This window comes from Streptomyces avidinii, assembly GCF_045161815.1.
Taxonomy (GTDB): domain Bacteria; phylum Actinomycetota; class Actinomycetes; order Streptomycetales; family Streptomycetaceae; genus Streptomyces; species Streptomyces avidinii.
The window spans coordinates 2,906,079-2,929,338 of the sequence record NZ_CP108863.1; the positions used below are offsets into that span (position 1 = coordinate 2,906,079).

Sequence of the window (23,260 nt, forward strand, 5' to 3'; positions counted from 1 at the left end):
ACGCCGGGGCCGGGAAGCCCTTTCGGCCCGTCAGTACGAGCGCGCGACGATCGCGAGCGTACCCGGGGCGTCGTCCGTCTCCGGAACCGACCCGTCCGCGGCGATCAGGCAGCGCACGGAGACGGCCTGCTCGGCCAGCTTCGCCTCGCCCTCCGGACCGAGGTCGGCCCACGGGATCCGCGCCCAGCCGCCGGCGATGGCGGCCTCGGCGGCCTCACCGATGGTGGAGACGTCGGAGGTGCGGGCCTCGCGGCGCTCGCGGGACTCGCGCAGCAGCTGCGCCTGGTCCTCGTCCAGCACCTTGGGCAGCAGGTCGGCGAGGGCGTCGATCTGCACGGGGGTCTTCCCGCCCGGGATCCGGCGGGCCAGCATCGCGGTGCCGGCCTCCAGGTCGCGGGGGCCGATCTCGATGCGGACCGGTACGCCCTTGAGCTCCCAGTCCACGGCGCGGCGGCCGAAGGGGGTGTCGACGCGGTCGTCGACATGGACGCGGAGTCCGGCGGCCTTCAGCTGAGCACCCAGCTCGCGGACCTTGGTCACGGCCTCGTCGCCCTTGATCGCCATGACGACGACCTGGATGTGCGCGAGGCGCGGCGGGACCCGCAGGCCGTTGTCGTCGCCGTGGGACATGATCAGGCCGCCGACCATGCGGGTCGAAACGCCCCACGAGGTCTGCCAGACGAGCTCCTGCTTGCCTTCCTTCGACAGGTACTGGGTGTTGAAGGCCTTGGCGAAGTTGGTGCCGAGCTCGTGGCTCGTGCCCAGCTGGAGGGCCTTGCCGTCGCCCATCATGCCCTCGAGGGTGAGGGTGTTGATGGCTCCGGCGAAGCGCTCCTTGGCGGTCTTGCGGCCGAGCACGACGTCGATGCCGAGCACGTTCGTCATGAAGTCGCCGTAGACGTCCGTGTGGATGCGGGCGGCGTAGTCACGGGCTTCCTCGTAGGTGGCGTGGGCCGTGTGGCCCTCCTGCCAGAGGAACTCGCTCGTACGGAGGAACACGCGCGGGCGCATCTCCCAGCGGACCACGTTGGCCCACTGGTTGATCAGCAGGGGCAGGTCGCGGTAGCTCTGGACCCACTTGGAGAAGTAGTCGTTGATGATCGTCTCGGACGTGGGCCGGACGACGACCGGCTCCTCCAGCTCCTTGCCGCCGCCGTGCGTGACGACCGCGAGCTCGGGGGCGAAGCCCTCGACGTGCTCAGCTTCCTTCGTCAGGTACGACTGCGGGATGAAGAGGGGGAAGTACGCGTTCTGGGCGCCCGCGTCCTTGATGCGCGCGTCCATCTCCTGCTGCATCCGCTCCCACAGGCCGTAGCCGTACGGTCGGATGACCATGGTGCCGCGGACCGGACCGTTGTCGGCCAGCTCGGCCTTGTTGATCAGATCCTGGTACCAGCGGGGGAAATCCTCCGCCTGCGGGGTGAGAACGGGTGCCTTTGCCATGCCGCGAATCGTACGGCGCCCGGCGCGCGATACGTGAATCGGGTGGTGCGCTCCTCTGGACGCGGGGGCGAATGGGGAGTTCTCTGGCAACGGGGGCAAGGGGGCGAGACGGAATCAGGAGCGCTCTTTCGATGACACCGACGCCGACGGCGACGCTCGTCGCCCGGGACTGGGCGGAGATCCAGGAACGGATGCTGGTACCGCTGTACGAAGCGGTCTACGACCGGCTGGAGGTCGGGCCGGGCGACCGGCTGCTCGGCCTGGACTGCGGGGCGGGCCTGTCCCTGCTGCTGGCAGCCGGCCGGGGAGCCGTGGCCACGGGTGTGGAGGCGGATCCGGCCCGGCGGGCGCTGGCCCGTGAGCGGCTGCTGGAGGTCCTGGCGGCTCCGCCGGAGCAGCCGGAGCCGCCGCGCCCGTACGACGCCGTACTGGCCTTCTCCCCGGCCCCGGAGGCCCTGGCGGCGGCGCTGCCCGCGGTCCGCCGCGGCGGGGCGGTGGTGCTGGCCGACTGGGGCCCGGCGGAGCGCTGCACGGCGCCCTCGGTCCTGGGCGGCGGGCCCGCTCCGCGGGACCTGGACGCGCTGGTGGAGGGGGCCGGGCTCCGGCCGGACGGTTCGGGGCGGGTGTTCTGCCCGTTCGGGTACGCGGATGTGGACAGCGCGGTACGCGGACTGCTCTCGACCGGGCTCTACCCCGTCGCGAGCACCGGCTCCACCGGAGCGGCCGGCTCCGCCCCCTTCGGGATGGCGGACCCCGTGCTGGCGGAGAAGGAGCTGGCCGAGGCGCTTCACCCGTTCGAGCGGTCCGACGGCGCCGTATGGCTGCCGAACATCTTCCGGTACGTGATCGCCCGGGTCGGCTGACGGCCGCCCTCAGTCGGTGCCGTGCGCCTTCGTCATCCGGACGATGCCCGCGGCGGCGTAGGCGGCCGTTTCGTCCAGGGTCTCGTTGGCGAGGAGCGCCTCCGCAAGGGCGTCCAGCTGGGGGCGGTGCTCGCGCAGCAGCCGGCAGGCCTCCAGGTAGCACTCGTCGACGATGCGCCGCATCTCGTGGTCGACGGCGTCGAGGGTGGCGGGGGCCGCGGAGAGGCCGTAGGGGCTCTGCCCGTCGGAGGGGATGGCGGTGAGGCGGCCGATCCGCTCGCTCATGCCCCAGCGGCCGACCATGCCGCGGACGATGTTGGTCACCTGCTCCAGGTCGTTCTCGGCGCCGGTGGTGATCACGTCGTAGACCACCTGCTCGGCCGCCATGCCGCCCAGCGCGCCGATGATGCGTCCGCGCAGGTACTCCTCGGTGTACGCGTACCGGTCCGCGTCCGGGGTCGAGAGCGTGACGCCCAGCGCGCGGCCGCGGGGGACGATCGTGATCTTGCGGACCGGGTCGGCGCCCGGCTGGAGCATGCCCAGGAGGGCGTGGCCGCTCTCGTGGTAGGCGGTGCGGCGGCGTTCCTCCTCCGGCATGACCAGCGGCCGCTCGGCGCCCAACTGGACCTTCTCCAGGGCGTCCGACAGGTCCGACTGGGTGACCTGCGTCTGCTGGCGCTTGACGGCCAGCAGGGCGGCCTCGTTGGCCAGGTTGGCCAGGTCCGCCCCGGTCATGCCCGGGGTGGTACGGGCCACCTGTGCCAGGTTCACGCCCTCGGCGAGCGGGATGTCCCGGGTGTGGATGCGCAGGATGGCCTCGCGGCCGGACCGGTCGGGCGGGGAGACGACCACCATGCGGTCGAAGCGGCCGGGGCGGGTGAGGGCGGGGTCGAGCACGTCCGCGCGGTTGGTGGCCGCGAGGACGATCACGCCCTCCGAGCCGGAGAACCCGTCCATCTCGGTGAGGATCTGGTTGAGGGTCTGTTCGCGTTCGTCGTGGCCGCCCATGGCGCTCCCGCCGCCGCGGGCCCGGCCGATGGTGTCGATCTCGTCGATGAAGATGATGGCGGGGGCCACCTTGCGCGCCTCGGTGAACAGTTCGCGCACCCGGGAGGCGCCGACGCCGACGATCATCTCGATGAACTCGGAGGCGGAGGCGGAGAAGAAGGGCACCCCGGCCTCGCCGGCGACCGCCCGTGCCAGCAGGGTCTTCCCGGTGCCGGGCGGCCCGGAGAGCAGGACCCCGCCGGGCATCCGGGCGCCCATCTTCCGGTACTCCTGGGGGTTCTTGAGGAAGTCGACGACGTCGTTGAGCTCCCCCTCGACCTCGTCGATGCCGGCCACGTCCTCGAAGGTGGTGCGTCGGGCGCCCGTCTCCAGCTCCACCGGTTTGGGCGGCGCCTTGCGGCCCAGCGCGCCCATGCCGCCCATTCCCGAGCCCATCCGGCGGGCGATGACCACCCACAGGAGGACCAGCAGCAACATCGGCGCGAGCGAGATCAGCAGGTTGGAGAGGAAGCTGCGCTGCACGACGACCGGGGAGGCCGTCACGGTCACGTTCTGCTTGGTGAGGTTCGCCCACAGCTCGTCGTCGGCGAAGGCCGGGCGCTGGGTGACGAATTTGGTGTAGTCGCCCTTGTCTGCGTCGGGCAGGGGCTGCTCGGCCTTCAGCTCGCCCTGGATGGCGTCGCCCTTGGAGTAGATCTTCGAGACGTTGCCGTCGGCGACCTGCTTGCTGAACTCGGTGTACGAGATCGTCGGCTCGTCCCCCTCGTTGAAGAAGGACAGCACCAGGTTGGCCACCAGATAGACGATCAGTGCCGCGAGGATCAGCCCCCGCCAGCCGCCCGGCAGCCCCTTCTTCTTCGGTGGCGGGGTGGGCGGGGCGCCTTCCGAGCGCCAGGGCGTGTCGGCCCTGTCGCGCGGAGGTACGGGGGTGGGGCTGGGCACGGGGCGCCTCCTTCTGCCGTCCTCCCGGCCGACCATAAGGGATAAACCAGACCATCGCCCCAGCAGGAAACAGCAGGGCCCCGACCGTGCGAACACGGCCGGGGCCCTCCTGACCCACCTGCGCGGGTTACTTCATGAACTTCTTGAACTCGTCCGGAAGGTCGAAGTCCTGACCGTCCTGGCCGCCCGTCGGAAGACCGAAGGGGTTGCCGCCGGCCGCGGGCTCGACCGCCTGCGGGCCCTGCTCACGGCGGGCCGCGGCTGCGGCCTCCTCTTCCCTGCGCTTCATCGGGTTGCCGCTCTTGCGCTTGCCCTTGGCCTGCTTGACCTGCTTCTTCTGCCGGCCGGGGCCGCCGCCCATCCCGGGCATGCCGGGCATGCCCGGCATGCCGCCGCCCTGAGCCATGCGGGACATCATCTTGCGGGCGTCGAAGAACCGCTCGACCAGCGACTTGACCGCGCTGACCTCGGTACCGGAACCCTTGGCGATACGGGCACGGCGCGAGCCGTTGATGATCGTCGGGTCCTGGCGCTCCGCCGGGGTCATCGACTTGATGATCGCGGCGGTGCGGTCGACGTCGCGCTCGTCGATGTTGTTGATCTGGTCCTTGATCTGCCCCATGCCGGGCAGCATGCCGAGCAGCTTGGAGATGGAGCCCATCTTGCGGACCTGCTCCATCTGGGCCAGGAAGTCGTCGAGCGTGAATTCCTTGGGACCCTTGGCGAGCTTGGCCGCCATCTTCTCGGCCTCGGCCTGCGAGAAGGTCTTCTCGGCCTGCTCGATGAGGGTGAGCATGTCACCCATGTCGAGGATCCGGCCCGCCATGCGGTCGGGGTGGAAGGCGTCGAACTCGTCGAGCTTCTCGCCGTTCGAGGCGAACATGATCTGCTTGCCGGTGACGTGCGCGATGGAGAGCGCGGCGCCGCCCCGGGCGTCGCCGTCCAGCTTGGAGAGCACGACGCCGTCGAAGCCGACACCGTCACGGAAGGCCTCGGCGGTGTTGACCGCGTCCTGACCGATCATGGCGTCGACGACGAAGAGGATCTCGTCGGGGCTGACGGCGTCGCGGATGTCCGCGGCCTGCTGCATCAGCTCGGCATCGATACCGAGGCGGCCGGCGGTGTCGACGATGACGATGTCGTACTGCTTGGTCCGCGCGTACTCGACGGAGTCCTTCGCGACCTGGACCGGGTCGCCGACGCCGTTGCCGGGCTGGGGCGCGTACACGGCCACGCCGGCGCGCTCGGCGACGACGCTCAGCTGGTTGACGGCGTTGGGGCGCTGGAGGTCGCAGGCGACGAGCAGCGGGGCGTGGCCCTGCCCCTTCAGCCAGAGGCCGAGCTTTCCGGCGAGGGTGGTCTTACCCGCACCCTGAAGACCGGCCAGCATGATCACGGTGGGGGCGGTCTTGGCGAAGCGCAGCCGCCGGGTCTCGCCGCCGAGGATGGTGACGAGCTCGTCGTTGACGATCTTCAGGACCTGCTGGCCCGGGTTCAGGGCCTTGCTGACCTCTTCACCGCGCGCGCGTTCCTTGACGTTCGCGATGAAGGAGCGGACGACCGGGAGGGCGACGTCGGCCTCGAGGAGCGCGATACGGATTTCCCGGGCCGCTGCGTCGATGTCAGCCTCGGACAGCCGGCCTTTGCCGCGCAGGCCCTTGAAGGTATTCGCCAAGCGGTCGGAGAGCGTATCGAACACGGTGGTCGCGATTCCTCGGGTCGGGGGCGTTGTGGTCGTCCCCCAGGGTATCCGGCCGTACCCCGTGATGGACCCGGCGGTCCTTTCCCGGTCTCGGACGGCACCGCGCCCCGCGCCTCGTACGCCGGCCGAGATCCGGCCTCGCCGGCGCGTGGGGCGCGGGGTGCGGGGACGGAGCCCCCGGCAGTGGCCGCCCGCGCTAGGACAGGGCGGCGGTCACCGAGGCGGCCAGGGCGGCGGCCACCGCGGGGTCCAGGGGCTTTCCCTCGGGAGTGGTGACGTAGAGGGTGTCCACGGCGTTCGCGCCCAGCGTGGAGACGTGGGCGCTGCGCACCCGGACGCCCGCCGACTCCAGGGCCCGGCCGATCCGGTGCAGCAGGCCGACGGCGTCGGGCGCACGCACCTCCAGGACCGTGGCCAGCGAGGAGACCTCGGGTACCACGGTGACCCGGGGCGGCGGCGGGACGACCCCGCGACGTCGCGGGTACGCCGCCTCGCGGTCCGCCAGCTTCGCCGGGACGTCGAGCGAGCCGTCCAGGGCGCGGACCAGATCGGTACGGAGCCGGGAGGCCTGCGGGAGCGAGCCGTACTCCGCCGCCACCCGCCAGCGCAGCACCAGGACCTCCCCCAGCCGGTCCGGGAGCTCCATGGAGCGCAGGTCGGCCGCCCGTACGGTGAGCCGGTGCAGGGCCAGCACCCCGGCCACCGCCGGGAGGACCCCCGGCTGGTCGGGGACGGCGACGACGAGGTCCACGCCGACCGCGTCCTCCTCCTGGCGGGCCTGGAGGGCCAGGACCGGCTCCCCGGTGCGCAGGGCCTCCACCGCCAGGCGTTCCTGCTCGGTGGTCGGGATCTCGGGTTCACCGGCGGCCGGGGAGCTGCCGCGCAGCACGGCGGCGACCCGGGCGGCGAGGTCCGCGACGAGCGATCCCCGCCACGCGCTCCATGCCGCCGGTCCGGTGGCCAGGGCGTCCGCCTCGGTCAGGGCGTGCAGTATCTCCAGCGTGCCCACCGAGCCCACGGCGTCGGCGACCGTGCGGACCGTGGCCGGGTCGTCCAGGTCGCGCCGGGTCGCGGTGTCGATCAGCAGCAGGTGGTGCCGTACGAGCGTGCCCAGGACGGCGACGTCCTGCTCGTCGAAGCCGATCCGGGCGGCGACGTCGCGGGCGATGGTCTCGCCGGCCACCGAGTGGTCGCCCGGCCAGCCCTTGCCGATGTCGTGCAGGAGCGCGGCCATCAGCAGCAGGTCGGGGCGGCCGACCCGGCGGGTGAGGGCCGAGGCCCGCACGGCCGTCTCGATCAGGTGCCGGTCCACGGTCCAGGTGTGGACGGGGTTGCGCTGCGGGCGGCAGCGGACCCGTTCCCAGTCCGGGAGCAGCCGTGTGATCAGGCCCTCCGCCTCCAGGGCCTCCCAGACGGCGACCGTCGGCTCCCCCGCCCCCAGCAGGGTGAGCAGCTGCTCCCGCGCCTCGGCCGGCCAGGGCACGGGGAGCGGTTTGCCCTGCGCCGCGAGCCTGCGTACGGCGTGCAGGGACACGGGCAGACCCGCCTGGGCGGCGGCCGCGGCGAACCGCAGGGCGAGTACGGGGTCCCGGTCCGGGCGCGCGGCCAGGGCAAGTACGGCCTCGCCGTCGGACTCCACCACGCCTTCGGCCAGGGGGGCCCGCGTACCCGCACGGTCGCCGCGGGCGCCCAGCAGCCCGCGCAGCCTGGGCCGGGCGGCGCGGGCCCGCAGGACGCGCCCGACCTCCCGCCAGGTCACGTCGCCGGCGTACGCGACGACACGCGCGGCCTCGTACACCTCGCGCAGCAGCGCGTCGGCGTCGAGCAGGCCGAGCCGGTCCGCGACCTGGTCCTGTTCCTGGAGGGAGAGCCGGTCGGTGGCGCGGCCGGTCACCAGGTGCAGGGCGTCCCGCGCGTCCAGGAGCCGCCGCCGGGCGTCGGCGAGGCCCTCGCGCGGGGCGTCGGCCAGCCAGGACGCGGCGACCGCCCGCAGCGCGGTGGCGTCTCGCAGGCCCCCGCGGGCCTCCTTGAGGTCGGGTTCGAGCAGGAAGCGGAGTTCCCCGGCCCGCTCGGCCCGTTCCCGGCACAGGGAGTGCAGCTCCGGGAGCCTTTTGGCCGCCTGGTTGCGCCAGTCGGCCAGTACGGAGGTGCGCAGGCCGGCGAGGAGTCCGGCGTCACCGGCGACCGTACGGGCGTCCAGCAGCCCGAGGTGGACCTTGAGGTCCTCGGTGGCGGTCCTGCGGGCCTCGGCGGGGGTCCGTACCGAGTGGTCGAGGGCGAGGCCCAGGTCCCACACCGGGTACCAGACGCGGTCGGCCAGTGCGCTCAGCGCCCGCGGGTCCGCCTTGCCGTCGTGCAGCAGCAGCAGGTCGAGGTCGCTGCGCGGGGAGAGTTCGGCCCGTCCGTAGCCGCCGACGGCCACCAGGGTGGCGCCGCGGACGCCGGTCTCCCGTACGGCGGTCGCGAACAGGGCGTTCAGCCATTCGTCGGTCAGCCCGGCCAGGGCGGAACGCCGCGAAGGCCCGGACTGCGACTCCTCCTGGAGGAGTCGCAGCCGGGCCGCGGCGTATCCGCTGGGTCCCGAGTCGGCCGTGTGGTCCGTGTTCTCTTCGACGCTCGTCACCCAGGAGCTCCTGTCCGCTAGAGCGCGTCAGCGCCGCGTTCGCCGGTGCGGACCCGGACGACCGAGTCCACGGGGACGCTCCACACCTTGCCGTCACCGATCTTGCCGGTCTGGGCGGCGCTCACGATGACCCGGATCAGCTCCTCGGCCTCCGTGTCGTCGACCAGGACCTCGATGCGGATCTTGGGTACGAGGTCGACCTGGTACTCGGCGCCGCGGTAGACCTCGGTGTGGCCGCGCTGGCGGCCGTAGCCGCTGGCCTCGGTGACCGTGAGCCCCTGGACTCCGAAGGCCTGGAGGGCTTCCTTGATCTCGTCCAGCTTGTGCGGCTTGACGATCGCGGTGATCAGCTTCATGCGTCAACCTTCTTGCTCGCGGCGGGGGCGGGGGCGGCGGTGTTCCGCGAGGCGGCTCCGCCACCGGCTCCGCTGAAGTCGTAGGCGGTCTCGGCGTGCTCGACCTGGTCGATGCCGGCGACCTCGACGTCCTCGGTGACCCGCATCCCGATCGTCTTGTCGAGGAGGAAGGCGAGGACCGCGGACACCACGAGAGAGTAGGCGAGGACGGCGAAGACGCCGATGGCCTGCTTGCCGAGCTGTTCCAGGCCGCCGCCGTAGAAGAGGCCGGCCACGTCGGACTGGACGCCGCCGGTGGCGAAGAGGCCCACCAGCAGGGAGCCGGCGACACCGCCGACGAGGTGGACGCCGACCACGTCGAGGGAGTCGTCGTAGCCGAACTTGTACTTGAGGCCGACCGCCATGGCGCACAGCACACCGGCGATGGCGCCGACGGCGATCGCGCCGAGCGGGCTGACCGCACCGCCGGAGGGGGTGATGGCGACGAGTCCGGCGACCGCGCCGGAGGCGGCGCCGAGGGTGGTGAAGGAGCCGTGGCGCAGCTTCTCGTAGCCGAGCCAGGCGAGCATGGCGGCGGCGGTGGCGACCTGGGTGTTGACGAACATGACCGCGCCGACGCCGTCGTCGTTGCCGAGCCAGGAGCCCGCGTTGAATCCGAACCAGCCGAACCAGAGGAGACCGGCGCCGAGCATCACGAGGGGCAGGCTGTGCGGGCGCATCGGGTCCTTCTTGAAGCCGACGCGCTTGCCGATGACCAGGATCACGCCGAGGGCGGCGGCGCCTGCGTTGATGTGGACGGCGGTACCGCCCGCGAAGTCGATGACGCCGAGCTCGAAGAGCCAGCCGCCGGCGCCCCAGACCCAGTGGGCGACCGGGAAGTAGACGACGGTGACCCACAGGCCGGTGAACAGGACCCAGGCGCCGAACTTCACGCGGTCGGCCAGCGCACCGCTGATCAGGGCGGGGGTGATCACGGCGAACATCAGCTGGAAGACGGCGAAGACGTAGACCGGGATGGTGTAGCCGTCCCACAGCTCGGTGATCCCGATGCCGCTGAGGCCGACGTAGTCGGAGTTCCAGCCGATGAGGGAGCCGGCATCGGTGCCGAAGGCGAGGCTGAAGCCGTACAGGACCCACAGGATCGTGACGATCCCGAGGCTGATGAAGCTCATCATCAGCATGTTGAGGCTGCTCTTGACGCGGACCATGCCTCCGTAGAAGAAGGCAAGTCCCGGGGTCATCAGCATGACCAGGGCGGAGCAGATGAGCATGAACCCGGTGTTCGCGGCAGACAGCGTCGGGGCGTCTGCCGCGAGGGTCGTGATGGCTGATGCCATCGGCGTCTCCTCGTCGTCGGTACGTTCGCGTGCGGGCGATCGTGAAAACCTGAGCGGCGTAAAAGGGGTGTCCGGCCGGGCCGGGGAAGCTGGCCGGTTATTGACCCCGAGATTCGCGCAGGCCGGTTTCCGGCGGCGCCGCTGGGTGTTTCGCTCCGATGACGAAGGCGTCCGGGTTGTTACGACGCGATGAACGCAGGAACCATCAATTGATCAACCACGACCGCGCGCAACCCCGTCCGCGAGAGCGGCGCCGGTGGGGCGCGAGGGGGGGGCGTGAGCCGGCCGCGGCAGTACCCGGATGTCCTGGCTGGGGGAGCCTGATCGGGCTTCACGGGGTGACTGCCGCGGCCGGGGCCTCGGGGGCGGCCGCAAGGGCCGTCAGACGGCCTCCGCGGCTTCGGGGAGCCGGGAGGCGAGGTGATCGGTGAGCCGGCGCACCTCGGCGACATCGCCGTACTCACGGGCGGCGGTGTCGACGGTCTTGCGCAGCCGGGTGTTCACCCGTTCGGACCGTACCTTTCCCGCCACGTCGAGGGCCCGGCCGACAAGGACGGCGGCCTGCTCGGGCTCGCGCTGGAGCAGGTGCACGGTGGCCATGCCGATGAGGTTGAGGGCGTAGGAGCGCTGGTGCTCGTCGTCCTTCTCGAAGAGCTCGACGGCGCGTTCCATGACGGGCTCGGCGAGGGAGGCGTACATGGGGCTGCGCCCGGCCACGTAGGCCAGGTCCCGGTACGAGTGGGAGTTCTCGCCGTTCAGTTCGGCCTCGGAGAAGAAGCGGATCCAGTCGGGCTCGGGCTCGTCCGCGAAGCCGACGTCGGAGAAGGTGTCCTCGGCCATCCGCACGGCCCGCTTGCAACGGCTGGGCTGGCCCATGTTGGCGTACGCGCGGGCCTCCATCGCATACAGCATGGCCTGGGTGCGCGGGCCGGCGCAGTCGCGGCTGCCGTACTGGGCCAGGTGGACGAGTTCGAGCGCGTCCTCGGGACGTCCCAGGTGGATCATCTGGCGGCTCATGTTGGAGAGGATGTACGAGCCGAGGGGCTTGTCCCCGCCCTCCTTGGCGGCGTGCAGCGCGAGCACGAAGTACTTCTGCGCGGTGGGGTGCAGGCCGATGTCGTAGCTCATCCAGCCGGCCAGTTCGGCCAGTTCGGCGGCGACCTTGAAGAGCCGCTTCATGACCGGGGCCGGGTGGTTCTCCTGGAGCAGGTCGGTGACCTCGTGGAGCTGGCCCACGACGGCCTTGCGGCGCAGGCCGCCGCCGCACTGGGCGTCCCACTGGCGGAACATGACGGTGGTGGCGTCGAGGAGGTCGAGCTCCGGTTCGGAGAGCCGGGGCGGGCGGTGGCCGCCGAGGGCCCCCGTCGGCCCCGCCCCGCGCGGTCCCGGGTCGGCGGCCGGTACCGGGACGAGCCAGCGCTGCATGGGCTCGATGAGGGCGGGGCCGGCGGAGAGCGCGAGCGAGGTCCCGAGGAAGCCGCGGCGCGCCAGCATCAGGTCGCTGCGGGAGAACTCACCGAGCAGTTCGACGGTCTGCGGGCCGGCCCAGGGCAGGTCGACCCCGGAGACGGACGGGGTCTGGTGGGCGGTGCGCAGTCCGAGCTGCTCGATGGCGACGACGGAGCCGAAGCGCTCGGAGAACAGCTCGGACAGGATGCGCGGGACGGGCTCGCGGGGCTGTTCACCGTCGAGCCAGCGGCGCACCCGGGAGGTGTCCGTGCTGATGTGGTGGGCGCCCATCTGGCGGGCCCGGCGGTTGACCTGCCGGGCGAGCTCACCCTTGGACCAACCGCTGCGGACGAACCACGAGGTCAGCTGGTCATTGCGCGCAGCAGCATCCTCGATCGTTCCGCTTGCGTCGTTGCCGCTCACTGGAACGCCCCCATCCGCTCAGCATCTTCCACACGAAACCCTGGCCGGGACGCAGCGCGCCGCCACGGACCTTCACAGGTCCTTCACGTATTGCCTCCGGCATACCCACGGATGGGCCGCCTTCGGTTTCGTGTACCGAAAGTAATCCTACGATCACCCCTGCGGCGAGGTCGATTCCAGAAACGCCACCATTCGCCACCCCTTCGAATGAACTCGCCACCGGCCAGGCGCGATTCACTTGACACCGAGGTGAAAGCGGATCGGTTGGACTGGGGTGCGCTCGGGGCGCGCGCGGCGAGGAGTGCGCCGGGCGGCTTCGCAGGACACCTCGCGGCGGGGCCTCGGGCAGGGTCCCGCCGAGGTCGTCACCACCGGCTTCGTAACCACCGGCACGTCCGACCCGTTGGAGGGGGCATGGGCATGGGCTTCACGATCGGCGGCAGTCGCAGTACCAAGGAGTTCCGCTCCGGCACCCGGCGCCGCGGCGGCCGGACCTCGGAGTGCACGGCGGTGGCGGAGTACACCGGGCTGTGGGGCTGGGACGTGGTCCCCGGCGCCCGCGCCGCGGCGCCCGCCCGCGACTGCTCCTGCGGGGATCCGAAGTGCCCCGCGCCCGGGGCGCATCCCCTGCCCTTCGCCCCCACGGTCCCGGCCGGGGCCACCCTGGACGAGGTCACCGAGGCCTGGAGCGAGTACCCGGGGGCGGCCGTACTGCTCCCCGTGGGCCGCGTCTTCGACGTCATCGAGGTCTCCGAGGAGGCCGGGCGGCGCGCGCTGGTACGGCTGGAGCGGATGGGGCTGCCGCTCGGCCCGGTCATCGTCACCGCCGACGGCCGGGCCCAGTTCTTCGTGGCCCCCGGGGCGGCGGCCGAGCTGCCGCAGCTCCTGTACCGGATGGGCTGGGACGACGCCGACCTCGACCTGCGGGCCCTGGGCCGGGGCGCCTTCGTGACCGCCCCGCCCTCCGACCGGGCCGGGCTCGGCCAGGTCGGCTGGCTGCGGCCGCCCGCGCTCGACTCCGCGGGGGGCCCGCCGCAGGCCCGGCTGCTGCTGGGCACCCTCGCGTACATCTGCCACCGGTTCCGTCGCTAGGAATGCCCCTGCCCGGGAGCCCGCGCACGGGAGCTGCGGCCCCGGAGTCCCGGCAATGACGGCGCCCCCGCGTTCCGGCGGAACGCGGGGGCGCAGGTGTCCGTAGGGACCGCGCTCAGTCGCCGATCAGGGCGTCCACGAACGCCTCCGGCTCGAAGGGCGCCAGGTCGTCCGGGCCCTCACCGAGGCCGATGAGCTTGACCGGCACGCCCAGCTCGCGCTGGACGGCGACGACGATGCCGCCCTTGGCCGTGCCGTCCAGCTTGGTCAGCACGATGCCGGTGATGTCCACGACCTCGGCGAAGACGCGGGCCTGGGTCAGGCCGTTCTGCCCGGTGGTGGCGTCCAGGACCAGCAGGATCTCGTCCAGCGGGCCGTGCTTCTCCACGACGCGCTTGACCTTGCCGAGCTCGTCCATCAGGCCGGTCTTGGTGTGGAGGCGGCCGGCGGTGTCGATGAGCACCACGTCGGCGCCCTCGGCGATGCCCTCCTTGACCGCGTCGTAGGCGATCGAGGCCGGGTCGCCGCCCTCGGGGCCCCGCACGGTGCGCGCCCCGACCCGTTCGCCCCAGGTCTGGAGCTGGTCTGCGGCGGCGGCGCGGAAGGTGTCGGCCGCGCCGAGCACCACGCTGCGGCCGTCGGCGACGAGCACCCGGGCCAGCTTGCCGGTGGTGGTGGTCTTGCCGGTGCCGTTGACGCCGACGACCATGATCACGCCGGGGGTGTCCTCGCCGCTCTCCGTCTTCACGACGCGGTCGAAGTCGGTGCCGACCAGGGTCAGCAGCTCCTCCTTGAGCAGGGCGCGCAGATCCGCCGGGGTGCGGGTGCCGAGGACCTTGACCCGCTCGCGGAGCCGGTCCACGAGCTCCTGGGTCGGAACGACACCGACGTCGGCGACGAGGAGGGTCTCCTCGATCTCCTCCCAGGTGTCCTCGTCGAGGTGCTCCCGGGAGAGCAGCGTGAGCAGCCCCTTGCCGAGGGAGTTCTGCGACCGGGCGAGGCGGGCGCGCAGCCGGACCAGGCGGCCGGCGGTGGGCTCGGGCACCTCGATCGCGGGCGCGGCCGGAGCCTCGGGCTCGGCCACCGGCGCCGGGGCGGTGGCTGCCGCCTCCGGCAGCCCGACCTCCTCGATCGTGCGGCGCGGCTCTTCCGCCGTCTCTACGGCGTCCTCCCCCACCTGCGGCTCGGCAGGCGGGGCAGTGATGGTCGGCGTGCTCGGCGGTGCCGGGGGCGGCAGCTGCTTCTTCTTGCGGCTGCTGACCACGAGCCCGCTGATCGCGCCGACCGCGACCAGGGCGATGACTAGAGCAAGGATGAGGATGTCCATAACCCCCCCAGTATCGGCCACGGCCGCCCCGGAGCCGGGAACCTGGACGTGCGGAGCAGGACGTAAGCCTCTGTTTGTGGTTTTAGCGGCAAATCCACGATGATGAGCAACTTCCCCTCATACCCCTCCCACGGAGCAACCGCATGCCTGCCGAGCCTGCCGACGGCGCAGCCGAAACCGCCATCGAGACCCGCGGCCTGGAGCCCGTCCCGGACAGCGAGCGCTCCGGCCGGGTCCGCGAGCTCGTGCCCACCTGGGTCGCCGCCAACATCAGCGTGCTGCTGCTGACCATGGGTGCGGGGCTGGTGATCTTCAACAAGCTCAACATCTGGCAGGTGCTCGTCGTCGCGGTCGCCGCGCCCGTCGTCTCGTACGGGATCGTCGGTCTCATATCGATCGCGGGCAAGCGCGGCGGCGCTCCGGGCATGGCGCTCTCGCGGGCGGTGTTCGGGCAGCGGGGCAACCTCTTCCCCGGGGCCCTGATCTGGGTGGCCCGGTGGGGCTGGGAGACCATCAACGCGGTCAGCGGCGCCTACGCCGTGCTGACCGTGCTGGACCTGCTGTTCGGGGTGCGCAGCAGCACCCCGCTCATCGCCGTCACCCTGTTGTTCTTCGTGGGCTGCACCTTCGTGGTCTCCGGCCTCGGCATCAACGCGCTGCGCGTCTGCTCCACCTGGTCGACGTACCTCTTCGGTGCCTTCAGCGTGCTCGTCCTCGGGTACCTGCTCTTCACCACCGACTGGTCCGCCGTCTTCGGCAAGCCGGCCGGGTCCAGCGCGATGATGATCGCCGGCATCGGCACGATCGCGGCCGGCGGGATCAGCTGGGTGCCCTCGGGCCCCGACTTCACCCGGTACCTGCCGCGCACCGCCTCCTCCAGGGCCATGGTCGGCGCGACGGTCGGCGGCGCCGGCGTGGTCGTGCTCCCGATGGTGCTGATGGGCGCGGTCATGGCCGTCGGCACCCCGGACCTGGCCACCGCCCAGGACCCGGTCTCCTTCATCGGCGAGCTGCTGCCGACCTGGATCGCGGTCCCGTACCTGCTGATCGCGCTCGTCGGCATGCTGCTGATCAACTCGATGTCCATGTACTCGGCCGGTTTCACCGCGCAGACCCTGGGGATCAAGGTGCCGCGCGCCTGGGCGGTCAGCGTCAACGCGATCATCAGCCTGATCTTCGGCTTCCTGCTGATGGTGGTCGCGACCAGCTTCTTCGGCTCGTTCATCTCCTTCCTGACCCTGCTCGCCGTGGCCTTCTCCGCCTGGATCGGCGTCTTCGGCGTGGACATGCTGCGCCGCACCGCCTATGACGGCCCGGCGCTGCTGGACACCACGCGGACCAGTGCCTACTGGTACCGGGGCGGCTTCGCCTGGCAGGCGATGACCGCGTGGGGCCTCGCCCTCGTGGTGGGCCTGATGTTCACCAAGGTGGACTGGTTCGGCGGACCGCTCGCCTCCACCTGGATCGGGGAGAACGGCCTGGGCTGGGCGGCGGGCATCCTCACCTCGGCCGCGCTGTACGCCGTACTGCCGCGCACGGCGCCGGTGGAGCCGGTCGCGACCGGGGAGCCCGAGCTCGCCGGATCCCTGTCCAACTGACGCCACGTCAGCTAACGTCCCCCTTCGCCCGCCCACCCACATCCGGCGAAGGGGGACTTCTCCATGCCCATCACCGTGGCCCGGTTCAATCTGGTCGACCCGAACGGCACCCCCGAGTCCCTCTCCGCCCGCTACCGGACGGCGCTGGAGATGGCCCGGTACGCGGACGACCGCGGGATCGACACCATCCAGACCGAGGAGCACCACGGCACCGACAACAACTGGCTGCCCTCCCCCTTCGCCTTCGCGGGCGCGGTCTTCGGCGCCACCCGCCGGATCGCGGTCACCGTCTCGGCGATCATCGGCCCGCTGTACGACCCGCTGAAGGTCGCCGAGGACATCGCCGTCCTCGACCTGCTCAGCGGCGGCCGCCTGGTGACGGTCGCGGGCATCGGCTACCGGCCCGAGGAGTACGAGCAGCACGGAGTGGAGTGGGGCCGGCGCGGGCGGCTCCAGGACGAGCTGCTGGAGACCCTGCTGAAGGCGTGGACCGGCGAACCCTTCGAGTACCGCGGCCGCACGGTACGGGTCACCCCGGCGCCCTTCACCCGGCCGCACCCGCTGCTGCTGGTCGGCGGCAGCTCACAGGCGGCGGCGCGCCGCGCGGCCCGGCTGGGGCTGCCCTTCTTCCCCAGCGCGCACCTGCCGGAGCTGGAGGCGTACTACACCGCGCGGCTGGCGGAGTACGGCACGGAGGGCTTCTGCATGATGCCCGCGGCCGAGACCCCGCTGCTGCACATCGCGGAGGACCCGGACCGGGTCTGGGCCGAGCACGGTGAGCGCTTCCTGCACGAGGCGGCCATGTACGCGTCCTGGCAGTCCAAGGACATCCGCAGCGCCGTACGGTCGGCCGCGCGCTCGGTTGCGGAGCTGCGGGCGGAGGGCGTGTACCGGATCCTCACCCCGGACGAGGCCGTCGCGTACGGCCGGGCCGCGGGCGAGGCGGGGAACCTGGTCCTGCACCCGCTGTGCGGCGGGATGCCGCTGGACGAGGGCTGGCGCAGCCTGCACCTGCTCTGCGAACAGGTACTGCCCCGGCTCAAGGGCTGAGCCGGGGCAGTATCGAGGAGAAGGGGTGTTGGCGGGGGTGGTTACCCCATCTCCTCCAGCGCCTTGCCCTTGGTCTCCGGCACCCATTTGAGGATGAAGGGGATCGAGAGCAGGGCGAAGAACGTGTAGATCATGTAGGCGCCCGAGAGGTTCCAGTCGGAGAGCGACGGGAACGTGACGGTGATGACCCAGTTGGCGATCCACTGGGCCGAGGCGGCCACGCCGAGGGCGGCGGCGCGGATGCGACCGGGGAACATCTCGCCCAGCAGCACCCAGACCACCACGCCCCAGGAGAGGGCGAAGAAGAGGACGAAGAGGTTGGCCGCGACCAGGGCGGTGATGCCCTGCGCGTGCGGCAGGGAGATGTCGTCGCCGGTTCCGGTCTTGAACGAGAACGCCCAGGCCGCCGTGCCCAGCGACAGCGCCATGCCCACGGAGCCGATGAGGGCGAGCGGCCTGCGGCCGAGCCGGTCCACGAAGATCATCGCGATGACCGTACCGATGATGTTCACGACCGAGGTCTCGAAGGAGTACAGGAACGAGGAGCTCGCGTCGATGCCGACCGACTGCCACAGCGAGGAGCTGTAGTAGAAGATCACATTGATGCCGACCAGCTGCTGGAAGACCGAGAGGCCGATGCCGACCCAGACGATGGGCAGGAAGCCGAAGCGGCCGCCGAGCAGGTCCTTGAAGGTGGACTTCACCTCGGAGCGCATCGAGTGGTCGATCTCGCGGACGCGGGCGTCGGCGTCGATGCCCGAGCCCTCGACCTCGCGCAGGACCTTCTTGGCCTTCTCCGTGCGGCCGACCGAGACGAGGAAGCGCGGGGACTCCGGGATGGCGAAGGACAGCAGGCCGTAGAGCACGGCCGGGACGACCATCACGCCGAGCATCCACTGCCAGGCTTCGAGCCCGCCGATCTCACCGCGCTGGTCGCCGCCCGCGAGGTTGAGGATGGCCCAGTTGACCAGCTGTGAGACGGCGATGCCGATGACGATGGCCGCCTGCTGGAAGGAGGCCAGCCGGCCCCGGTAGGCGGCCGGGGAGACCTCGGCGATGTAGGCGGGGCAGATGACGGAGGCCATGCCGATGCCGAAGCCGCCGATGACGCGCCACATGGCGAGGTCCCAGAGGGCGAACGGGAGGGCCGAGCCGAGGGCGCTCGCGGTGAACAGGACGGCGGCGATCTGCATGCAGCGGATTCGGCCGATCCGGTCGGCGAGGCGGCCCGCGGTGGCGGCACCGATGGCGCAGCCGATCAGCGCTGCGGCGATCACCTGGGCGAGCGCCGCCGAGCCGACGTCGAAGCGGTCCCGGATGGCCTCGACCGCGCCGTTGATGACGGAGCTGTCGTAGCCGAAGAGGAAGCCGCCCATCGCCGCGGCCGCGGCGATGAAGATGACGTGGCCGAGGTGATCGGGGTGGGGCGAGGATCCGCCGCCCGGCGCCGAGGCCCGCGATGTGCTGCTGGTCAAGGTGTGCTCCGTGGGGGTTTTGTCCGTCCTCACAGTGGCGCACAGTTCATGATCGGGCACCACTCGAAGGCGGGAGACAGCGGAGCGAGCCTATGCGTTCAGGTTCTGAAGTCAATACTTGGCGCAAAGTTCACGTGTCACCGCGATTGGCGCCCTTGAATTCACTTCTTGAATCGACTCGCCTCAGCGCAGTCGTTGGCTGATGACCTTCGATACCCCGTCGCCCTGCATCGAAACGCCGTAGAGCGCGTCCGCGACCTCCATCGTCCGCTTCTGGTGCGTGATGACGATGAGCTGCGAGCTCTCCTGGAGTTCCTCCATGATCCGGATCAGCCGCTGCAGATTGGTGTCGTCCAGCGCGGCCTCGACCTCGTCCATCACGTAGAACGGGCTGGGGCGCGCCTTGAAGATGGACACCAGCAGCGCCACGGCGGTCAGCGAACGTTCGCCGCCGGAGAGCAGCGACAGGCGCTTGACCTTCTTGCCCGGCGGACGGGCCTCCACGTCGACGCCGGTGGCCAGCATGTTGTCGGGATCGGTCAGGATCAGCCGGCCCTCACCACCGGGGAACAGCCGCGAGAACACCCCCTCGAACTCCCGGGCCGTGTCCCGGTAGGCCTCGGTGAACACCTGCTCGACCCGCTGGTCGACCTCCTTCACCACTTGAAGGAGATCGGCCCTCGTCTTACGGAGATCCTCCAGCTGTTCGCTGAGGAACTGGTGGCGCTCCTCCAGCGCCGCGAACTCCTCCAGAGCGAGCGGATTGACCTTGCCGAGCTGCTGGTAGGCGCGCTCGGCCGCCTTGAGCCGCTTCTCCTGCTGGGCCCGGACGAAGGGGCCGGGCCGGTTGCGCGGATGCTCCGGATCCTGGGGCAGCTCCTCCCCCTCGGCGGCCGGGGACGGGGGAACCGGCTGGTCAGGTCCGTATTCGGTGATCAGACCGGCGGCGGCCATGCCGAACTCCTCCAGCGCCCTGGCCTCCAGCGCCTCGATGCGCAGCCGCTGCTCGGCGCCGAGCACCTCGCCGCGGTGGACGGAGTCGGTGAGCTTGTCCAGCTCCCCCTTCAGTTCCCGTCCGCGGTTGCGCGCCCCGCCGAGCTCCCGTTCGGCGACGCCCTTCGCCCGTTCGGCCGCCGTACGTTCCTCGTCGGCCCGGCGGAGCGAGACCTCCACGTGCGCGAGGAGCTGGCGGGAGCCGTCGGCCACCGCCCGGGCCACCTCCGCCTCGTGGCGCAGGCGCGCCCGGCGCCGCTCGGCCCGGGTCCGGGCCTCGCGTTCCGCCCGGGCCGCGCGGTCGAGTGAATCCGCCCGCCCGGCCAGCCCCTTGACCCGTTCCTCGTGGGTCCTCAGCTGAAGCCGGGCCTCCATCTCGGTCTGCCGGGCATTGGCCCCGTCGGCCGCGAGCCGATCCCGCCGGGAGCTGTCCGGCTCCTCGTCCACGGGCATCTCCTCGGCGGTCGCGAGCCGCTCCGCGCACTCCTCCACCTCGGCCAGGGCCTGCTCCAGCGCATCCTGCGCCCCGGCCGCGGCGGCGGCGCTGCGCTCGGCCTCGCCCGCGGCGCCCTTCGCCTGCCCGGCGAGCCGCCCGAGCTGCTGGGCGACCCCGGCCCGGGCCTGTTCCGCGGCGCGCCGCCGCTCGGCGAGCTCGTCGACCCGGGCGGCCGCGTCCTGGCGGTGGGTCCGGGCGGCCGCCTGAGCGGCGGCGAGTTCCTCGCACCGCACGCCCAGCCGGTCCAGTTCGGCCGCGGCCTCGTCGACGGCGGCCTGTACCTCGATCAGGCTGGGCGCCCCGGCGGAGCCGCCGTGCGCGAGGTGTGCGCCGAGCACGTCACCGTCGAGGGTCACGGCCACCGCGTCGGGCCGCTGTGCGACGAGCGCCTCGGCCTCGTCCAGGGTCGCGACCACCAGGTGGTCGCGCAGCACCCATCCGACGGCCCGCCGCACCTCGGCGTCCCCGCCGACCAGCTCGGCGGCGGGTACGGGCGGGCCCGCGGGTCCGTCCCCGGGGACCGGCGCCGGGGCCTGGACCGGGGCCGGGGAGGAGGCCGGAACCGCCGCCGCAGCCGAGGCGGACGTACCGACGCCCGCCGGCAGGTGTGATGCGGGTACGGGCAGATCCCCGTCCCGGGACGGGGCCGGACGGGGTACGGCACCCCCGCCGGCACCCCCGCCGGCGTCCCCGGCCGCAGTCTCGGTCGCGGCGGGCGCCCCCACCCGGTCACCGCCTCCCGGGCCCTGGCCCGGGAGCGCGGGCGTCGCCGGGGCGATCAACAGGGTGGCGCGGCCCGCGTCCGACTCGCGCAGGTGCCGGATCGCCCCGGCGGCCGCCGCCGGGGAGGCCACCGCCAGCGCGTCAGCCGCCGAGCCCAGTGCCGCGGCCACGGCTACCTCGTACCCGGGGGTCACCGACAGCCGCTGCGCCGCCGGTCCCAGCAGCCCGGCCAGCCGCTCCCGCGCCGCGAGCAGCGCGCCCGTACCGTCCTTGCGGCGCAGCCCGAGCGCCAGCGCCTCCCGCCGCGCCGAGACGGCCGCCCGTGAGCGTTCCGCCGCGGACAGGGCGTCCCGCGCGTCGGACAGCGCCGTCTCCGCCGCCGCCAGCCGCTCCCGCGCGGCCTCGTGGTCCGTGTCGGCCGACGGGTCGTCCTGCCCGCCGACCTCCTCCGCCAGTGCCTCGTACTCCTCCTGCGCGGCTGCGGCCCGGGACTGCGCGGCGTCCCGCGCCGCCACGAGCCGGTCGATCTCGGCCTGCGCCGCCCCCGCGCGGGAGCGGGCGGCGCCGAGCCGCCCGGTCAGCCGAGCCAGCCCCTCGCGGCGGTCGGCGATGGCCCGCGCGGCGTCCCGCAGCCGCCGTTCCTCGTCGGCCAGCGCCCGCTCCAGCTCGGCCCGGTGCTCGGCCGTGTCCTCCAGCGCGCGCGAGGCCGCCTCCAGAGCCGCCGTCAGTTCCGCCTCCTGCTCGCGGATCCGCGCGGCCTCCCGCTCCATCTCCTCGGGATCGCGGCCGCGCCGCTCCTCCTCGGCCGGAGCCGTCGCGCTCTTGACCCGCGCGTCCGCCAGGGACGCGGTCCCCCGGACGCGTTCGGCGAGCTGCGACAGCTCGTACCAGGTCTGCTGTGCCCGTTGCAGCCGCGGTGCGAGCTCGCGTACCGCCTCCTCCAGCTCCGCCTCGCGCCGCAGTGCCCCCGCCAGCTGGGCCTCGGCGGCCTCCTTGCGCTCCTTGAGCGCCGCCTCGTCCGCGACCTCCGCGTCGAGCGCGCGCCGCAGCACGACCAGGTCGTCCGCGAGCAGCCGCAGCCGCGCATCGCGCAGGTCGGCCTGGATCACGGCCGCCCGCCGGGCGACCGCCGCCTGCCGTCCCAGGGGCTTGAGCTGGCGCCGCAGCTCGTCGCCCAGGTCCTGGACGCGCGCGAGGTTGGCCTGCATCGCGTCCAGCTTCCGCAGCGCCTTCTCCTTGCGCTTGCGGTGCTTGAGTACGCCGGCCGCCTCCTCGATGAAGGCGCGGCGGCCCATGGGATCGGCGTGCAGTACGGAGTCCAGCTGGCCCTGGCCGACGATGACGTGCATCTCGCGGCCGATGCCGGAGTCGGAGAGCAGCTCCTGGATGTCGAGCAGGCGGCAGGTGTCACCGTTGATCTGGTACTCGCTGCTGCCGCCGCGGAACATGATCCGGGTGATGGTGACTTCGGCATAGTCGATGGGCAGCGCGCCGTCGGAGTTGTCGATCGTCAGCGACACCTCGGCGCGCCCCAGCGGCGGACGCCCGGTGGTGCCGGCGAAGATGACGTCCTCCATCTTCCCGCCGCGCAGGGACTTGGCTCCCTGTTCGCCCATGACCCAGGACAGCGCGTCCACCACGTTGGACTTGCCGGAGCCGTTCGGGCCCACGACACAGGTGATACCGGGCTCGAAGCGCAGGGTGGTGGCGGACGCGAAGGATTTGAAGCCACGCAGGGTCAGGGACTTGAGGTGCACGCCGCCGGACTCTACCTTTCGCGTTCGGTTTCACCCATGAAGGTGCTGGGCACAACTGACGCCAATGGGATCAGGACCCCCACCTGGCCCTGTGGTCCATGGCGTGGTGGTCCCGAAGAGAGGCCGAGGAAAGAAAGAAGGGACGCCGAAGCGTCCCTTGCAGATCATGCGGGGCTGGAGTCGAGCGACGAGTGAGCGGGTCAGGTGAGCGCAGGCTCCGCCTGGGGTACGTCGATGTCGATGCTGCCGAGCAGCGAGTCTCCGTCGTGCTGAGCGGCGGCCGCGTTCAGCGCGTCATTTTCGGACTGAATCCGTACGAGCTCGGACTCGAGGTCCTGGACGCGCTGCTGAAGCCGTCGCATCTCGGCGAGGAGTCGCGGGTCAGAACCGCCGACGTAACCGAGAAGCGCCTTTGCCATGATGGATGGTCCTCCACACTGAGTGACCGACCGAAGCGGTGTGGGTCGTGAGGGAATCGCACCCGCGGATGTCCGACAGCGACTGACAGTCACTGCGCTTACTACTGCCAACACTGCCAAACAGCTCAGGTGCGCGGGGCTTCCAGCGTCTCACCAAAAAGTTTGACGGTCAACACGATCACGC

At 72.0% G+C, this 23,260-nt stretch carries 15 protein-coding genes; 4 read left to right on the forward strand and 11 right to left on the reverse strand.

Annotation, left to right across the window (positions count from 1 at the left end):
- Positions 1-30: 30 nt before the first annotated feature.
- The gene (gene proS / locus OG373_RS12480; protein WP_405438188.1) at positions 31-1,443 is read right to left on the reverse strand and encodes a proline--tRNA ligase; all 1,413 of its coding nucleotides are present in this window, start codon (positions 1,441-1,443) and stop codon (positions 31-33) included.
- Between the two features lie 131 nt (positions 1,444-1,574).
- On the opposite strand from proS, the gene OG373_RS12485 reads away from it, so the two are divergent.
- Complete coding sequence (locus OG373_RS12485) at positions 1,575-2,306, forward strand: methyltransferase type 11 (protein ID WP_405438190.1); 732 nt, start codon at positions 1,575-1,577, stop codon at positions 2,304-2,306.
- A 9-nt stretch (positions 2,307-2,315) separates the two neighbouring features.
- Here OG373_RS12485 and ftsH read toward each other — a convergent pair whose 3' ends face one another.
- The 6 genes from ftsH to OG373_RS12515 form a co-directional block, all read right to left on the reverse strand.
- Positions 2,316-4,292: an ATP-dependent zinc metalloprotease FtsH gene (gene ftsH / locus OG373_RS12490; protein WP_405438192.1), complete on the reverse strand. Its 1,977-nt coding sequence runs from the start codon at positions 4,290-4,292 to the stop codon at positions 2,316-2,318.
- A gap of 91 nt (positions 4,293-4,383) precedes the next feature.
- Positions 4,384-5,955, reverse strand: coding sequence for a signal recognition particle protein (gene ffh / locus OG373_RS12495; protein ID WP_405438194.1), 1,572 nt, complete (start codon positions 5,953-5,955; stop codon positions 4,384-4,386).
- Between the two features lie 199 nt (positions 5,956-6,154).
- Positions 6,155-8,581 carry a [protein-PII] uridylyltransferase gene (locus OG373_RS12500; RefSeq protein ID WP_405438196.1) on the reverse strand — a complete coding sequence of 809 codons (2,427 nt, stop codon included), beginning with the start codon at positions 8,579-8,581 and terminating at the stop codon, positions 6,155-6,157.
- Positions 8,582-8,598: 17 nt separating this feature from the next.
- Positions 8,599-8,937: a P-II family nitrogen regulator gene (locus OG373_RS12505; RefSeq protein WP_397732351.1), complete on the reverse strand. Its 339-nt coding sequence runs from the start codon at positions 8,935-8,937 to the stop codon at positions 8,599-8,601.
- The gene (amt, locus tag OG373_RS12510) at positions 8,934-10,274 is read right to left on the reverse strand and encodes an ammonium transporter (RefSeq protein WP_397732353.1); all 1,341 of its coding nucleotides are present in this window, start codon (positions 10,272-10,274) and stop codon (positions 8,934-8,936) included. Before amt ends, OG373_RS12505 begins: the two co-directional genes overlap by 4 nt.
- Positions 10,275-10,655: 381 nt before the next feature.
- Positions 10,656-12,146, reverse strand: coding sequence for a hypothetical protein (locus OG373_RS12515; protein WP_405438198.1), 1,491 nt, complete (start codon positions 12,144-12,146; stop codon positions 10,656-10,658).
- 420 nt (positions 12,147-12,566) lie between these two features.
- On the opposite strand from OG373_RS12515, the gene OG373_RS12520 reads away from it, so the two are divergent.
- Positions 12,567-13,238: a bifunctional DNA primase/polymerase gene (locus OG373_RS12520; RefSeq protein WP_397732357.1), complete on the forward strand. Its 672-nt coding sequence runs from the start codon at positions 12,567-12,569 to the stop codon at positions 13,236-13,238.
- Between the two features lie 115 nt (positions 13,239-13,353).
- Here the strand turns inward: OG373_RS12520 and ftsY are convergent, their stop codons facing one another.
- Complete coding sequence (gene ftsY, locus OG373_RS12525) at positions 13,354-14,565, reverse strand: signal recognition particle-docking protein FtsY (RefSeq protein ID WP_405438200.1); 1,212 nt, start codon at positions 14,563-14,565, stop codon at positions 13,354-13,356.
- 143 nt (positions 14,566-14,708) lie between these two features.
- Between ftsY and OG373_RS12530 the strand changes: the two genes are divergently transcribed.
- Both OG373_RS12530 and OG373_RS12535 read left to right on the forward strand, forming a co-directional pair.
- Entirely contained in the window at positions 14,709-16,163 is a 1,455-nt protein-coding gene (locus tag OG373_RS12530) for a purine-cytosine permease family protein (RefSeq protein ID WP_405438202.1), read from the forward strand.
- Positions 16,164-16,226: 63 nt separating this feature from the next.
- Positions 16,227-17,213, forward strand: coding sequence for an LLM class flavin-dependent oxidoreductase (locus OG373_RS12535; protein WP_405438205.1), 987 nt, complete (start codon positions 16,227-16,229; stop codon positions 17,211-17,213).
- 41 nt (positions 17,214-17,254) lie between these two features.
- Here OG373_RS12535 and OG373_RS12540 read toward each other — a convergent pair whose 3' ends face one another.
- The 3 genes from OG373_RS12540 to OG373_RS12550 form a co-directional block, all read right to left on the reverse strand.
- Complete coding sequence (locus OG373_RS12540; protein ID WP_405438207.1) at positions 17,255-18,688, reverse strand: sugar porter family MFS transporter; 1,434 nt, start codon at positions 18,686-18,688, stop codon at positions 17,255-17,257.
- 183 nt (positions 18,689-18,871) lie between these two features.
- Positions 18,872-22,657, reverse strand: coding sequence for an AAA family ATPase (locus OG373_RS12545; protein WP_405438209.1), 3,786 nt, complete (start codon positions 22,655-22,657; stop codon positions 18,872-18,874).
- A 200-nt stretch (positions 22,658-22,857) separates the two neighbouring features.
- Positions 22,858-23,076, reverse strand: a complete 219-nt coding sequence (locus tag OG373_RS12550) for a hypothetical protein (RefSeq protein ID WP_030012524.1) — start codon at positions 23,074-23,076, stop codon at positions 22,858-22,860.
- Positions 23,077-23,260: the final 184 nt, after the last annotated feature.

Excerpts from the sequence above, each read along its gene's own strand:
- proS (WP_405438188.1), bottom strand. The coding sequence starts at position 1,443 with ATGGCAAAGGCACCCGTTCTCACCCCGCAGGCGGAGGATTTCCCCCGC.
- ftsH (WP_405438192.1), bottom strand. The coding sequence starts at position 4,292 with ATGGTCGGCCGGGAGGACGGCAGAAGGAGGCGCCCCGTGCCCAGCCCC.
- OG373_RS12485 (WP_405438190.1), top strand. The coding sequence starts at position 1,575 with ATGACACCGACGCCGACGGCGACGCTCGTCGCCCGGGACTGGGCGGAG.
- OG373_RS12535 (WP_405438205.1), top strand. The coding sequence starts at position 16,227 with ATGCCCATCACCGTGGCCCGGTTCAATCTGGTCGACCCGAACGGCACC.
- OG373_RS12505 (WP_397732351.1), bottom strand. The coding sequence starts at position 8,937 with ATGAAGCTGATCACCGCGATCGTCAAGCCGCACAAGCTGGACGAGATC.
- OG373_RS12550 (WP_030012524.1), bottom strand. The coding sequence starts at position 23,076 with ATGGCAAAGGCGCTTCTCGGTTACGTCGGCGGTTCTGACCCGCGACTC.
- OG373_RS12530 (WP_405438202.1), top strand. The coding sequence starts at position 14,709 with ATGCCTGCCGAGCCTGCCGACGGCGCAGCCGAAACCGCCATCGAGACC.
- ftsY (WP_405438200.1), bottom strand. The coding sequence starts at position 14,565 with ATGGACATCCTCATCCTTGCTCTAGTCATCGCCCTGGTCGCGGTCGGC.
- OG373_RS12520 (WP_397732357.1), top strand. The coding sequence starts at position 12,567 with ATGGGCTTCACGATCGGCGGCAGTCGCAGTACCAAGGAGTTCCGCTCC.
- amt (WP_397732353.1), bottom strand. The coding sequence starts at position 10,274 with ATGGCATCAGCCATCACGACCCTCGCGGCAGACGCCCCGACGCTGTCT.